The organism is Acinetobacter sp. V91_7 (assembly GCF_031799075.1).
Taxonomy (GTDB): domain Bacteria; phylum Pseudomonadota; class Gammaproteobacteria; order Pseudomonadales; family Moraxellaceae; genus Acinetobacter; species Acinetobacter calcoaceticus.
Genome location: NZ_JAVQNT010000033.1, coordinates 79,349 through 94,667 on the forward strand (window position 1 = coordinate 79,349; position 15,319 = coordinate 94,667).

At 36.3% G+C, this 15,319-nt stretch carries 11 protein-coding genes and 1 tRNA gene; 3 read left to right on the forward strand and 9 right to left on the reverse strand.

What is annotated here, in order from left to right; genetic code table 11:
• Positions 1-77 precede the first annotated feature (77 nt).
• On the reverse strand, positions 78-1,265 hold the full coding sequence (prpF, locus tag RMB03_RS09715; protein WP_311075693.1) for a 2-methylaconitate cis-trans isomerase PrpF: 1,188 nt from the start codon (positions 1,263-1,265) through the stop codon (positions 78-80).
• 379 nt (positions 1,266-1,644) lie between these two features.
• Between prpF and RMB03_RS09720 the strand changes: the two genes are divergently transcribed.
• The gene (locus RMB03_RS09720) at positions 1,645-3,000 is read left to right on the forward strand and encodes an amino acid permease (RefSeq protein WP_005036408.1); all 1,356 of its coding nucleotides are present in this window, start codon (positions 1,645-1,647) and stop codon (positions 2,998-3,000) included.
• Between the two features lie 117 nt (positions 3,001-3,117).
• Here the strand turns inward: RMB03_RS09720 and RMB03_RS09725 are convergent, their stop codons facing one another.
• On the reverse strand, positions 3,118-3,372 hold the full coding sequence (locus RMB03_RS09725; protein WP_004639076.1) for a TIGR03643 family protein: 255 nt from the start codon (positions 3,370-3,372) through the stop codon (positions 3,118-3,120).
• A 314-nt stretch (positions 3,373-3,686) separates the two neighbouring features.
• On the opposite strand from RMB03_RS09725, the gene RMB03_RS09730 reads away from it, so the two are divergent.
• Positions 3,687-3,759 (forward strand) — tRNA-Arg (locus RMB03_RS09730).
• 622 nt (positions 3,760-4,381) lie between these two features.
• Here RMB03_RS09730 and RMB03_RS09735 read toward each other — a convergent pair.
• The 7 genes from RMB03_RS09735 to RMB03_RS09765 form a co-directional block, all read right to left on the reverse strand.
• Entirely contained in the window at positions 4,382-4,678 is a 297-nt protein-coding gene (locus tag RMB03_RS09735) for a hypothetical protein (protein WP_034596049.1), read from the reverse strand.
• A gap of 35 nt (positions 4,679-4,713) precedes the next feature.
• Positions 4,714-9,513 (reverse strand): RHS repeat-associated core domain-containing protein, encoded by a 4,800-nt coding sequence (locus RMB03_RS09740; RefSeq protein WP_311075696.1) that lies wholly within the window; start codon positions 9,511-9,513, stop codon positions 4,714-4,716.
• 104 nt (positions 9,514-9,617) lie between these two features.
• Positions 9,618-9,860, reverse strand: a complete 243-nt coding sequence (locus RMB03_RS09745; RefSeq protein WP_311075698.1) for a hypothetical protein — start codon at positions 9,858-9,860, stop codon at positions 9,618-9,620.
• A 280-nt stretch (positions 9,861-10,140) separates the two neighbouring features.
• Entirely contained in the window at positions 10,141-11,016 is an 876-nt protein-coding gene (gene hchA / locus RMB03_RS09750; protein WP_311075700.1) for a glyoxalase III HchA, read from the reverse strand.
• Between the two features lie 208 nt (positions 11,017-11,224).
• Positions 11,225-12,223, reverse strand: a complete 999-nt coding sequence (locus RMB03_RS09755; RefSeq protein ID WP_311075702.1) for an NAD(P)H-quinone oxidoreductase — start codon at positions 12,221-12,223, stop codon at positions 11,225-11,227.
• Between the two features lie 46 nt (positions 12,224-12,269).
• Positions 12,270-13,166: an AraC family transcriptional regulator gene (locus RMB03_RS09760; RefSeq protein ID WP_311075704.1), complete on the reverse strand. Its 897-nt coding sequence runs from the start codon at positions 13,164-13,166 to the stop codon at positions 12,270-12,272.
• 155 nt (positions 13,167-13,321) lie between these two features.
• Positions 13,322-14,140, reverse strand: a complete 819-nt coding sequence (locus RMB03_RS09765; protein WP_005036395.1) for an undecaprenyl-diphosphate phosphatase — start codon at positions 14,138-14,140, stop codon at positions 13,322-13,324.
• Positions 14,141-14,494: 354 nt separating this feature from the next.
• On the opposite strand from RMB03_RS09765, the gene RMB03_RS09770 reads away from it, so the two are divergent.
• A complete protein-coding gene (locus RMB03_RS09770) occupies positions 14,495-15,295 on the forward strand; it encodes a PaaX family transcriptional regulator C-terminal domain-containing protein (RefSeq protein WP_311075707.1) in 801 nt (266 codons plus the stop codon).
• The last annotated feature ends 24 nt before the right edge of the window (positions 15,296-15,319 follow it).

A 15,319-nucleotide genomic window follows, 5' to 3' on the forward strand; every position in this document is an offset into this window, starting at 1 on the left:
AAAAGTGGGTGCTGAGTTTTTAAAGGCAGGCGTAAAAAAGCCTCTACATATTGAGAGGCTTTTTATTTAGAGGAAGTTTAGAAACTGTCACCCGGAACACGCACCCAACCTTCCATTAACACACGTGCACTACGACTCATAATGGCTTTTTTAACCGCCCATTGGTCATTAACAAGTTCAGCTTGAGCGCCAACACGTAATGTTCCAGATGGATGCCCAAAACGTACCGCTTCACGTTCGCCACCACCAGCCGCTAAATTCACCAATGTACCCGGAATGGCAGCAGCAGTGCCAATCGCAACTGCTGCTGTTCCCATCATGGCATGGTGCAATTTACCCATCGACAAAGCACGGACCAGTAAATCAACATCACTCTCTGAAACAGACTTACCACTTGAAGCGGTATAGTTTTTTGGTTTAGAAACAAAAGCAATTTTTGGTGTGTGCTGACGCGCAGCAGCTTCTGAAATATCTTTAATTAAACCCATCTGTACCGCACCATACGCACGAATTTTTTCAAAACGTGCCAGTGCTGCCGCATCGCTATTAATATGATCTTGTAATTCAGTGCCTTGGTAACCCAAATCTTCTGCATTTAAGAAAATGGTTGGAATTCCGGCATTAATAAATGTTGCTTGAAAACGACCAATATCAGGAACATCTAATTGATCAACGACATTTCCTGTCGGGAACATATCGCCGCCTTCTTCGCCATCATCGGCTGGATCTAAAAACTCAATTTGAACTTCAGCAGCAGGAAACGTCACTCCATCCAGCTCGAAATCACCAGTTTCTTGAACTTGACCATTGGTGATAGGCACATGGGCAATAATGGTTTTTTGAATATTTTTTTGCCAGATTCTAACAGTACACAAGCCATTTTCAGGAATACGTTCTGCATCAACCAAGCCATTTGAAATAGCAAAAGAGCCAACCGCAGCAGTTAAGTTTCCGCAGTTACCACTCCAATCTACAAAAGCCTGATCTATTGAAACCTGACCAAATAAATAATCTACATCATGCTCTGGCTGAGTACTTTTCGCGAGAATAACAGTTTTGCTGGTACTAGAAGTGGCTCCCCCCATCCCATCAATTTGTTTTCCATAAGGGTCTGGACTACCAATCACACGGAGTAAGAGTTGATCTCGTGCTTGTCCTGCAACTTGGGCTTTTTCCGGCAAATCATCAAGCTTAAAAAATACACCTTTACTGGTTCCACCACGCATATAAGTTGCTGGAATTTTAATTTGCGGTACTGAGCTCATATCAACTGTTATCCTTACTATTATGTTCTTCTATATCAAAACAAGCATTCTTGTTTACCCTTCTCTTCATCTTAAATTGTTTTAAGGTCAAGAGATAGCACTCTGCTTTTATACATCAATCGTATTGACGCGAGCATATTTTGGGAATTTAGCAATATGCTTGCAATGACTTAATCTAAGCAAAATCTAGGAAAAAAAGTCTATATGAAATTATATTTTTTAGAACACTTTTCACCCGATATCATAATATTAAATACAAATGATTGATTTTAAATATTTTTTAAGAGTACTTTTCAGTCACTCGTTATTAATTTGTAGGCTAGGCTAAAATAACTCCATCTATTAGAATAATTTACTTATTCATTGTGAGTGAAGACCTTTGACCAACGAATCTTCTACACTGCAACGAGGACTAAAAAATCGACACATCCAATTAATTGCTATGGGTGGAGCAATTGGTACCGGATTATTTTTAGGCTCGGCGCAAGTGATTCAATCTGCGGGACCATCCATTATTTTAGGATATGCCATTGGCGGCTTAATCGCGTTTTTGATTATGCGCCACTTGGGAGAAATGATTGTTGAAGAACCTGTTGCAGGATCGTTCAGCCATTTTGCTTATAAATATTGGGGGAAATTTCCTGGATTTTTAGCTGGATGGAATTATTGGATACTCTATGTTCTGGTTGCGATGAGTGAACTCACCGCGGTAGCCAAATATATTAATTATTGGTGGCCCCACATACCAGCATGGACTTCTGTCTTATTTTTCTTTGTCGTAATCACGGCAGTTAACTTAACCAACGTTAAATTTTATGGTGAATCTGAATTCTGGCTCGCCATTATTAAAGTAACTGCGGTCATCTCTATGATTGTTTTTGGCCTTTATTTGTTGTTTACAGCAGATGCTGGCTCAAGCATTTCATTTAGCAACCTTTGGACACATGGTGGCTTTTTTCCAAATGGCTTTAGCGGCCTGTTCTATATGTTAGCTTTCTTAATGTTCGCCTTTGGCGGTATTGAGCTAATTGGTATGGCAGCGGCTGAAGCAAAAGATCCGAAAAAAACCATTCCAAAAGCAATTAACCAAGTCGTTTTCCGTATCTTAATTTTCTATATCGGTTCATTGACAATTTTGCTTTCATTAGTGCCATGGAACCAATTAGATCTTGGTGGCCTCGACAAAAGCCCATTCGTCATGATTTTTAGCCAAATGGGAATTGGTTGGGCTGCGCATCTTCTTAACTTTATTATTTTAACTGCTGCTTTATCTGTTTATAACAGTGGTATGTTCGCAAACAGCCGTATGTTATACGGTCTAGCTCAACAAGGTAACGCTCCAAAAGTTTTCAAAAAAGTAAACAAACAAGGCGTACCTGTTCCAGCGGTATTACTTTCTGCATTGTTAATTTTTGGTTGTGTACTGTTGAACTACTTTGTACCCGAAAATGCATTAAGCCACTTAATGTATATCGTCGTTGGTGCATTAGTATTGAACTGGGCAATGATTAGTTTGACTCACCTCAAATTTAGATCAGCAATGAAAGCAAAAGGTGAAAAAACTCACTTCCCTGCACTTTGGGCACCATTTAGTAACTATTTGGTTTTAGGCTTTATTGCAGTTGTTCTCTACATTATGTGGAGCCAAGGTTTCAAAGAGTCAGTGATGATGATTCCAATCTGGATCGTTCTCATGTTTGTACTATTTAAATTATTGAATTCTAAAAAACAATAATTCTATATTTCATACTTAAATACAAAAAAGCCTCTGTTTCGACAGGGGCTTTTTTATTCATAATCAGAAAATTATGCGCTGTAAAAATTAAAATTTCATCGATAATAAAATTAGAAGTTATGCATATTTATACTGACGCGAACAGTAAGCTCGTTCAATTTCTGGTGAACGTAATTGCTGATGTTTAGTTTTACGCCCTGCCATACGTTTGCGCCAGAGTTTAAAACTATTGGTTTTCAGGTTATATCTCATTAAACGAATAACTTCACTTTCACTTAAACCATACTCTCGCTCAATTGCTTCAAATGGAGTCCGATCTTCCCATGCCATTTCAATAATTCTAGATAAGTCCTGTTCAGCAATTTTTTTCATGTTATGCCCTTTTGAATTATACGGTAGCCAAATCTGATTTTTAACAAACAACTCTCTGGTAATAACTTCACCTACCCGATTGCTTGCCTTAAACCTTTTTCGTGTTTTGCTTCAGATCATAGAAAGAGCAACATGAATTTTTTGTGATTTTTTAGCGTTATAAACTGTTTTTTCTACAAGGCATAAGTGGTTATGAAACCATGGAGTGGTTCAACTTTATCTTTATTACCCTCTATGGCTAAAGTTTTAATACTTAAAACATGAAAAAGCCATTGCCTTAGCAATAGCTTTTTTGTTTATAATCATAAAATTATGCGCCCTTAGCTTAACTGGATAGAGCAGTTGCCTCCTAAGCGACCGACGTGGGTTCGAGTCCCACAGGGCGCACATATAATCTACCAAATAAATATGCTAGTAATGATTATAGAAAAGGATCAATTAAAGTATATACATAGAACAAAGAGCTAAAAAGAATTACACAACATCTTCTATAAACCTCGCCTGTACTACTATTACCATCTATAGCAAATACGAAGGTAAAAGTTCCATTAAACCAAGCATATAAGCAAAAAAATGTCGATGTTAATACAACCAAAATGGAAGTTATAGATAAAACTTCCTTGGTATATTGCATAAATAATCCAAGATTAGAAATTAATATATATATCAAAAATATTAGAAATTTATATCTTGTATATATTAGAAGATAAGTTTCTTTCACTTCCTACCTCTTGTTCTTTTATTAGATTATTTTTGTAGAAAAAGATAATAAATAAGATGTACTAATTATATTTTCTATAAATTTTTCAATATTCCTTAAATTTACTTTTGGCAATATAACCAGATTTTCACAGAAAAAATATTGATTTGAGTTTGAATAATTTTCTATATTTTCAAAAAACACCCAACACAATCAACAATAAAAACCATTTAAAATACAGTTAATCATTATAAAAAAACCAACTAATCATTAATGATTAGTTGGTCAAGAAGATTATTCATCAAAAAATCAGAGTAATTCCCCAATCATTAAAACAAATAAAGATAAAAGAAAAACCACTAGTAATATACATCTTGCATATACCAGATGATCATCACTATCTTCTTTAACTTCTGGAATAAGTGGAAATCTATAATTTTTTAATACAAAAAAAATAACAAAGTAACCTGCAATAGTCGCAAGTACAAAATCAATTTTAAGTCCTCCCTTATAAAAGATAGCAATTAATAATGCCATCATCAATATTCCTAATATTAATAAAATATAATTCTTAACAGAAGAGTTATATATAAAAAATGATTTCATCATTGTAAATCTACTCCTAATTAAATCATTTAATTTTATTTACATCCTTTTTGCTTCCAGTCTGAATTAACACATTCATATGTTGCATCAATTGTTTTTCCCGTAACTTTATCAACATATAGACCATAAGCATCTATTACAAAACCCTTAACTTCTGGAATAGTAGTCATAAACTTTACTGCTCCTAATGATACTAGTGGAGGTACAGCTATACTGATAGCTTTTTGTGGGCCCGAAGCATTTTGATCTAGGAGAGTGCCATATGCACCAACCGCCCCCCCAATCGCGCCGATTTCGCCTGCTACAGGGAGACATATCACTGTAGATGCACATCCCAATGCGAATATATCTATAGCCGTACCAGCAGCCTGTAAATTTTCCGCTCTTTGTTGTATTTGAGCAGTATTTGGGTAAAAAGTACTATGATAATATTTTGATAATTGAGTTGTATCTTTAACACTTAAACTTTTCAGATAATTATCATTACTAACTTGATTAATAAGATTCGAAGCCATTCTTTCAAATGATAATTGCGCTCTATTCAGATCTATATTGTTTAAATTATTAACAATTGAATTTCCCATCATAAAGTCATCCATTCGCGTCAATGATAACCCACTCGGATCAATATTCATCACTGGGTTACTACCTGCATATGCATATGGATTTAAGCCACCTTCTAACCCAATCGGGTCCGGTTCCATATAACGACCCAGCTCTGGGTTATAGAAACGGTTGTGGTTATAGAACTGATTAGTGCCCACATCATAATATTGACCTGGGAAACGTAAGTTAAACGTGATTGATCCAGTCGGGTTACCTACACCAAATGCTGTCGAATCCCAACTCCATACTACCGCATGAGTTACGCCATCAACTAAACGTCTTGGAGTGTTTTGAGCATCTGTAACGATGTAATAGATCTTGGTTGTCGCACCAGTGCCATAAATCGCTGCTACTGGCTTGTCGCCCATCCACACATATTCTACAAGCGCTCCAGTTTTGTCATATTCTCCAATTAAATGACTTTGTTCATCGTAGATGTATTGAGTCATTGTAGCCACAGCACCATTAACTACTTTATCCCTAAAACTACGTTCATTTTTATGGTTGTAGTTCATGTAATAGTAATCTGTGCTTGAACGGTCTACTTTACGACGACCTGCATAATCGTAAGTCGGTAAATAAGTACCATAACTTAGCTCACTGTTAGCAGTATGACTGAAAGTCTGTGCAACGCCTCCTTTTGTAAAACTCGCTAACTTATTTGTGTTAGCTGTATAGGTATAGGCAGCACTTGCAGCAGGCTGCATGTGTTGTCCCGTAGCATTTAAAGTTAAACGATTGCCATTTTTGTCATAGGTATAGCTAATACTATAAGTCGCTGCTGTACCTGTTGTACGGGTTTCACTAAGTAAACGGTCTACAGCATCATAGGTATAAGCATCTTTAGTTCCATTATTACGAGTAACGAGAGTAATACGCCCATCTTTATCATAAGCATAAGTTAATGAATAATTAACTGCTGATGCATTATCCTTATTCGTTAAAGCCGCTATAGAACCATCATTATTATAACTTTGAGTGTAACCCGCGTTACCTGATGCTCCCCATTGCCAGCCTGTAACTCGGTTAGCTCCGTCATAGCTAATACTACGAACAAGCGCACTACCGTTTAAGTTAATACCCGTCAGCATTCCCGTTGTGCTATAGCTATAGGTAACACTACGACCAGATGGTAAGGTCATTGAAGTGAGTTTACCGCCCGTGCTATAGCCATAATTGAGATTGAAGGTATTACCAGGGGTGTTCGCATAACGGTTAAACAACTGGTTAGTGGTACCTTTTTGGGTAACTCGGTCATATGCATCGTATGTATATAAAGTATCTACATCATAGCCCGTCACACCAGTTGTAACTTTATCAAGACGACCATAACGGCTTTGGTCGTAGGTGTAATTATTATTCACTTGGTATTCGCTTGCTGTAGTTCCACTATTTGCAGCACATACAAATGCCTTATAACGGCCTAATTCATCTAGAGTGTTATAGTTACACTTACGTGGACCATGTAAACGCTGAATTAATTGATCTGCTTCGTTATAAGTGTAAGCTTTGGTTCCATAATCACTATTAACTTCTTGAGTTAATACATTACCGTTACGATAACTAAACGGGTTACTTCCTGCATTTAAAGCATCTTTTGAAAGCACGATATTATCGTTAACATCATAACCTTTTGTATCGATGTTACCTGTGCCATCCGTATGACTAATTACACGGTTAAGTACATCATAGCTCCATTTTTCAATCAGGCCTGCTGCAGTCGTAGTTTGAATAACATTACCATTATTATCATAAATAAAAGTAGTGTATTGACGTGTAGAGTCACTGCCTTGTTGAGTTTTACTAATTCGCCCTTTGGTATCTAAATATTGATAACTTTCTGTAGCGACTAAGCCCGCACTGGTAACGCTCTTTTCACTCGCCACCGCTCCAATTGAATGGTAAGTTTTTTGAATACGGTTACCATTTGGTAATGTAATTTGAATTAATTGACCAGCTAGATCATATGCAAATTGTGTTACCTCAGCATCTGGAGTAGTTTCACTGATTTTTTGCTTAAGAGTATTATAAGTATAAGAGGTTGTTTGACCTGTAATAGTACCTGTCGCTCCACCAACACCAGTAGTTTGGCTTTTTAATGTTCCATCAGTATTATAAATAAATTGATTTACAAGGCCATTTGGATTTACGTTTCGTTCAGGCTCACCAAATGTATTGTATCCCAAGTACTGAGTTACACGTGCAATACCATTAACTGTTTGAGATTGGCTCGCTAGGTTGCCGTAAACATCATAACTATAAGTGATTTTATCTGCTGTACCAGAGCGTGGTCCATCAACACTTAATAGACGCCCAAAATGTTTACTTGTTGTCGTTTCATCATAACCATACGTAGTTACTTTACTTGTACTTCCAGTCTGACTTGAAGCCTGAGTTTGGGTAACAATCTGACCTCTTGGGTTAACTACATTAGTAATAGTAAGATTAGGTGTAACAACGCTCGTTGGAGTCAAAAATAAATTAACACCATTATTATTTAATAGACCATAAGTGTATGTCGTTTTACGGCTTAACGTGGTGCCATCAGCATCAGTTATCCCCGTAATACGCGCTTGCGTATCATATTCATAACTCGTAGCGACATTGTTGGCATTGGTAACTTTCACCAATCGACTACGATCTGTTTTAAACTCAGCGCTACTTACAGGTGTACCATTAGATGTTAAACATGGATAACCTGATGCTGTAATAGTCAAACTATTATCTGCATTTACTGTACTTTGAATAGAACTAGTTGCTGTACTATTAGCAAGCTGCAACGTTAAATTAATTGTTTTAGCGTTATCATCATATACCGTAGTAAAGTCTTGAGCTGTTCCAGACGAAAGTGGTGTGTATGACCGTAGTGTAGTTTGTGCAGTTGAATAGCTTGTTCCATTCAACACATAATTTTGAGTTACATCCCATTGTCGCACTATTTGACCAGAAGTATTTTTTACCTGCCTTAATACTGGATAATAATAGCTTGAATCCGCTGTTCTACCTTTAAAAGCAACATAGGCTTTAACTGCACCTATTTCAGTCATCTCATTCACATAACTGAAATTTCCTGCAACAGTTGAGCTTGAACTAATTAAAGCAAATACGGTGGTATCAGCTCCTGTACTTGGAACCTTATTTGCATAAGCTTTGTAATTAAAAGTCGCAACTTGCGTGCCCCCTTGAGCAGCAGTATAAGTCACCTTAGTTATTAAACGAGATTCATCAATAGTTTGTGTAGTGCCTAACGCCGTATCATGAAAAGTATGCTCAAATACTAACTTATTATTATATTGATCATTGACTTGAGTCAGGTTCATTTTACTATCATACTGTAAATTTAGAACACGACCTTGATCTTCAATTTTTGCTACTCGATACAAATCCACTGAAACCGTTGCTGTAGTTTGTATGTAAGGTGCGGTATTAGAAATAGCTATTGGATATAATCCATTACTACTCCATTCACCAGTAGTGGTTCTCAAATATCCATAAGGATCAACATAAAGATTTATTGTACTTGTATTACTCTGCTGTGGAGACATCGTATAAGAAGTATCAGTTATAGTATATTTTACTCCATTTTTTATAATAATAAGATTATTACCGGAGCGACTCAGTTGATATTCGCCTAAATCCGAATTCCAGGGTAACTGATCCATTCCATAGTTATTTAAATCCCTAAAACCATCTGCTGAATATAAGCGTGTAAAACTACCATCTTGCTCTTTAAAAATAGTGTCAACACTTTCTCCAGGCAACCTAACGATAATTTCTTTAGCAGAGACAGTTGTGGTTACAGGAGTATTTGTTTGAAGATAATAGCTTACAGGATTAGATGTAATTTGGGTTGCTGAGAAATTTTGATATTCTTTAGTAGTAAAACTCAAATTTTGTATAAGAACGTGAGCTTGATAATTATCAGTCCACCCCAGAGAACTTTCTTCAGGTTGAGCGAATACTTGTGCTGAGGAAAGATTTTGACGTAAAGGTGCTTTATAATTAAGACTAAAAGGTAAAGCTCCTGTAATTAAATTTTGTCCATAACTTATATCACCCGCCATTAAATCATAACCTACAGTACATGATTGAATTCCAGGCGAACGCGAAGCAGAATAGTTTTGTGCAACAATATCTGGTGCTGCGTAGGTCAGTTGGCTTAACAAGCTCAACATTCCCCCTATACATAGCCATAGACTATGTATAAATATACTGGCTATTTTTTTCATACTTTAAAATTCCATTATTTTTTTATACAGTTTTTATTCTCTAGCAAAAGAAACTATTTTCTTTTTAGAGGGCTTACATTGATTATTTCTATTACTGAAAAAGCTTACTTTTGTGTATTGATTGATTGAACCGACCCATCGGCTATCACTTTAACTTCAGGTAAAGATGATTTTTCTAACTGTTGTTGATTTGCAAATTCAGCTTGTGCCTTTGCTTGTTCCTGTGCATATCCCACCATTGAATTGTTTTGAGAAGTTTGCTCAGTTTCACAACCTGATATCATTAATCCTCCGGCTACAACAAATACTGGAAATAATAGTTTCAATACACTGTTTTTCATAAACATTTTATAAAATCCTCATTTAATTTCTTTTTAAAAAGATGTTCCTACATAGAAAGAACGATCTTTCTACAAAAGATAACACTATTGCCTAATAAATCAACATTTATAAATATAGGCTATTTTTAAATACATAAATTAATTACATTTTTTAAATTCTCTATCACTGTCATAGATTTTATTTATTATTAATAAATCTTAATTAAATTATAAAAGAGCTGTTTTTTAAAATTTTTTATAAAAAAATAGGACTTAATAAAAGCCCTATTTCGATAAAACAATATACTTAATCCTTCACTTCAGCCAACAATGTTTCAGCTGCAAGTTTTCCTAAATTATTAGAAGCAAGTGGGCTATCGCCTGTTAACAATCTACGGTCTCTATGACATTGTCCTGTAATGCCACTATTCAAAATCTCTACGCCTAATTTTTCAAGGTTTTCACCAACTAACCAAGGTAACGCGCCCGGCATATAGCCAATATCGATATTCGCCCCTGCATCTAAAGCATCAGGGAATACACAAATTTGATAACCTTTGAAAATATAGTTTTCAGGCGCTTCGTCTACAGCCGCAGCCAATAACGCAGCAGGCCCATGACATAAGGTAATAATAAATTTATCTTGTTCAACTGCCCATTTAAGGACTTTTTTTACTTCAAGGCTATGTGGAATCTTAGCTAATGCACCATGCCCACCTGGAATAAAGACAGCCGCATAAGGTGAATTTTCCCCTACTACATTTTCTAAAATATCTGAGAGTTTCAGAGGATTTTTTAACTTGTCTGCATATTTTTGAAAAGTGTCTAATACAACCTGTTCTTGCTTTGGCATCGCCCACATTTCAAGCTTAGCTGGATTACCTGAAAGTGTCGCAACATCAATTTCAAAGCCAGCATTATCTAAATGAAACATCGGTAAAAGCATTTCAACAGGATGATTCCCAGTAGAAAAAAACTTGCCGTTTTGCATTTGAATATAACGTTCATCGGTTGCAATCACTAAGATTTTTTTACTGCCCGTATACGGCGTTGAGTATGTAGTTCCATCGTAATCTGTTTTTGGAGCAGTATATTGACTCAGTGAATAAGGTGATGGGAAAAAGGCATTATCTTCAGCCAAATCTGGAGTAGGATTTTTATCATCAATATTTGCGGTATTCATTGTTACTATCCTTTTTCATCAGTATGGAAAGAAATAATAAATTAAGAGCCAATTCTTATTTCTTACTCAATTTATAGGTGAAGTCATAGAACTGGTGCAATCTGCCAATAGAATTTGGCAATTTTTATAGAGAAATAGGCAGAGTTTAAAATTATAAAATTCAGTTTAGGCAAACCTATCATTCACCTAAACTTTAGTGATTACAGCTTTACGCATTCATTTCTAAAACGATCTTTCCGATGTGATCACCCTGCTCCATACATTCATGAGCACTTTGTACATCTGAAAAAGCATACGTTTTATAGATTTGCGGTAAACACTTACCTTGTGCCAGTAATGGCCACACATGCTCATGCAAAGATTGGGCAATTTGTGCTTTTTCTTCGCTAGTACGCGCTCGCATCGTTGAACCCGTAATTGTGGCACGTTTTAAAATCAGTTTTTGTAAATCAAATTCTTTTGCGATTCGCCCCCCCATAAAACCAATAATGACAAGTCGACCATCACGTTTTAATAGATTTAAATTTTTCTGGAAATAAGAGCCACCCACAATATCCAAAATAACATCAACACCTTGGTCTTGGGTGTGTTTCAAAATTTCTTGCTCAAAATCTTGGGTTTTATAGTTAATTGCAGTGGTCAAATCAGAGAGTGCCTCAACTTTATCTTCGCTTCCAACCGTAGCAAAAGTTTTAATCCCTAAAGCATGACAGATGGCTAAAGCAGTGGTGCCAATGCCACTCGCCCCTCCGTGAATCAATGCTGTTTCATTTGCCTTTAAACGACCAATATCAAACAGATTGGCCCAAACTGTGAAGAACGTTTCTGGAATAGCAGCGGCTTGAGTAAACGATAAATTTTCAGGTATTGGTAATACTTGTGTCGCAGCAACTGCACAGTACTGTGCATAACCACCACCGTTTGTTAAAGCACAAACTTTATCTCCGACTTTGAACTGTTGCACTTGGTCACCTACCGCAACCACCACGCCAGCAACTTCTAGTCCCGGTATTTGAGTAACACCTTTAGGCATCGGATATAGCCCCATACGCTGTAACACGTCAGGGCGGTTAATTCCCGCAGCCTTTACCTCAATTAAGACTTCATCTGCTTGAGGTACCGGAATATTAGCCTCTTGAACTTTTAGAACCTCAGGTCCACCTGGAGCGGTAATTTCAATAATTTTCATAGTGGTTGGAAGGGTCATTTATATGCTCCATGTTTGATTTATATTTTAAAAACACTGATCTAAGTTAAATAATCGAAGACTTAGGTGGAATTCCAAACAGTCGTTTAAATTCTCGACTAAATTGTGAGGCACTGACATAACCGACTTCATAGGCTGCTTCTGATACGCCCATTTTGTTGTTCATGATCAACTCACGTGCTTTATGCAGTCGAGTAATTTTGATGTACTGTAAAGGAGAATAATTTGTCACTTTTTTAAAAGTTTGGTGAAAAAGCGATATGCTCATTCCCGCTTGTTTCGCCAGCTCTTGAACCGTTAAATTACGATAATAATCACGCTGAATAATTTCACAGATTGTATAAATCACACCGTTTCGACTTGCCATGGCAGATAAATTTTTTATGAACTCTCCTCCAGAAGCCTGCAATACACGATAAACCAATTCTCTTTTTACTTGTTCACCCAAGATAAAAGTATCTTGTTTAGAGCGAAGTAAATTAAGCAATCGTAGAGCAACTTCCGAAATAGTCGCGTTCATATCAATCACTCTAAGCCCGCAGCTCAATTTTAAATCGCCTGACTGAGAGTCTTCGGTAACCAGTTGTTGTTCTTTATCCAGTTTAGTTACTAAATCAACCATCATTTGCGATTCAAATTTTATTGCAATAGCCAACATTGGTTCATTATTTTCAACTACTGTATCGCAATCAAAGGGAATGGCAATTGAAATGAATAAACACTGCCCCTGACGAAATTGAAAAATATCTTTGCCAATATACCCTCGCTTTACTCCCTGTATGACTAAAACAATTGAAGGTTCTTGCAACACTGCAACAGGTGATGTGGAGTGATCAACACGCATCAAGGTGATGTTGGAGATAAAAGTAGGATAAAGACCTTCTGCTGGAGCCAAATGTAAAAATGCGTCGACCAAATTTTCCGTGAGATGATTTTGCGGCATAGTTTTATTGCGAGAGGTAATCTAATAATCAATATAACAATGAAGCTAAAATGAAAACATGTGTCTTACGTTTACTTTGTATAAATAGGCAATTCAAATCAATTTTTAGGCATAAAAAAGCCTAGAATATTCTAGGCTTTTCACTTCATCAGATTTTAAGCCGATAAATTAAAGAACATTGCTGCGATCAGAATAATTACACCCAATACAATTCGATACCATGCAAATACACGTAACGTATGGCGCTCTACAAATAGCACTAATGCTTTTACAACAAATAAAGCGGCAATAAAGGCTGCAACGAAGCCCACTCCAATATTAATCATATTATCAGCGGTAAGTACGTCTGCATTTTTGATCAAGTCAAAAGTTGCTGCACCCAACATAGTTGGCATTGCAAGGAAGAAAGAGAATTCTGTAGCAGCCTTACGTGATAAGCCCGCAAACATTCCTCCTACAATCGTTGCACCTGAACGTGAAGTCCCCGGAATCATGGCAACACATTGAGCAAGCCCGACTAAAAGTGCTTGTTTAAAAGTAATTTTGGTCGCATCGTCTGTCTTATGTTCAAACTGCTTAGATTCAACCCAGAAAATAATGAGAGCACCAACAATCAATGCAATAGCAACCACAATTGGGCTGAACAAAACACTTTTAATAAAGTCGACGGCCAAAACACCAATAATGACTGCAGGGAAAAATGCAATAAGTACACTGATGGCGAAATGACGAGACTCGACATCTCCACTAAAAAAACCTTTAATCAAATTAATAATTTTTTGTCGGTATAACCAGCACACTGCCAAAATAGCACCTAACTGGATTACGACCTCAAATACACGTCCACCGTCTGAATGGAAATCAATAATATGACCAAATAAAATCAGATGGCCTGTACTCGAGATGGGTAAAAACTCAGTTAAGCCTTCAACAAAGCCTAGAAACAGTGCTTTTATAACTTCAAAATTTTCCATAACTTGCTCAAAGAAAGTTAATCACTAGAACGATCTAAAATTTGTTTTATCGCAATTGGTAAGCCTCAAATTTGACTTAACACATGTTCAATATCAGATCATTTCTAACGTTTGTGGTTATTGCCCCTAGTTAAAGGCAGTTTATTTAAAGTGCGATAATGTATCACATCATGATGACAAACTTGGGTTAACTATCGTAAAAAGATAAAACTTGGTAAAGAACTGCCAAAATTTCTCTTGTTATAGATAAAACTTTTTTGCCGCCTCTTACTCTACAAAATCATCTTAAAAAGCTCTTAAAAAAACATGATATTATTGTGATTAAATGCAGCTCATATCAAAAATTCTATCTGAATGAAAAATATCAAAATTAATGCACGCCATCTTATTATCGATTTATTTCTTTCCTCAGCATATCCTCAGCTCACCATTAAACAAATATTGATTGCCGCTAAACTTTTTAATATGAGTGACAACGGTATTCGAGTTGCGACGACTCGGCTATTAAATGAAGGCATGATAGAAAGTGTCGAGCGCGGTATTTATCAACTTTCGCCATCAACCAAAGAATGGGCAAAAATCATTTTGAACCGCAAAAATGGCATTAAACAAACCAAAGAATGGCAACAGCATTATCTTGCAGTATTTACAGGTACGTTAGGTCGCATAGATCGCACCGCTTTAAAAAAGAGAGAACGAGCATTACGTCAATTTGGCTTTAAAGAACTCGAAACCGGTATTTATATTCGACCTGACAATTTGGCCTATAGTTTCGAAAAAACATGTGAAGAACTTGTTTTAGCAGGCCTTGAAATTGAAGCCAAAATTTCTATTATTCAAAAATTTGACTCAAAAAGCCTTCAGTTGATTGCTTCTTTATGGGATACCAAACAACTCGAATTAAACTACAAAAACTATAGCCAAGATATTCAGCAGTGGCTTTTAAAATATGAAAAATTACCGCTCAATGACGCTGCTGCTCAAGCATTGTTACTAGGACGAGAAACCATTACTTTATTAATGAATGATCCTTTGCTGCCCTCTCCTTTTGTTAATGAACATGCCCGCAATCAATTTGCTCAAAATGTACAACAGCTAGACTCGATTGGACAAAAGCTGTGGCAAAAACTTTATGAAAATGAATTAACACATTAAAGAGCGATTTATTTTTTTACAAAC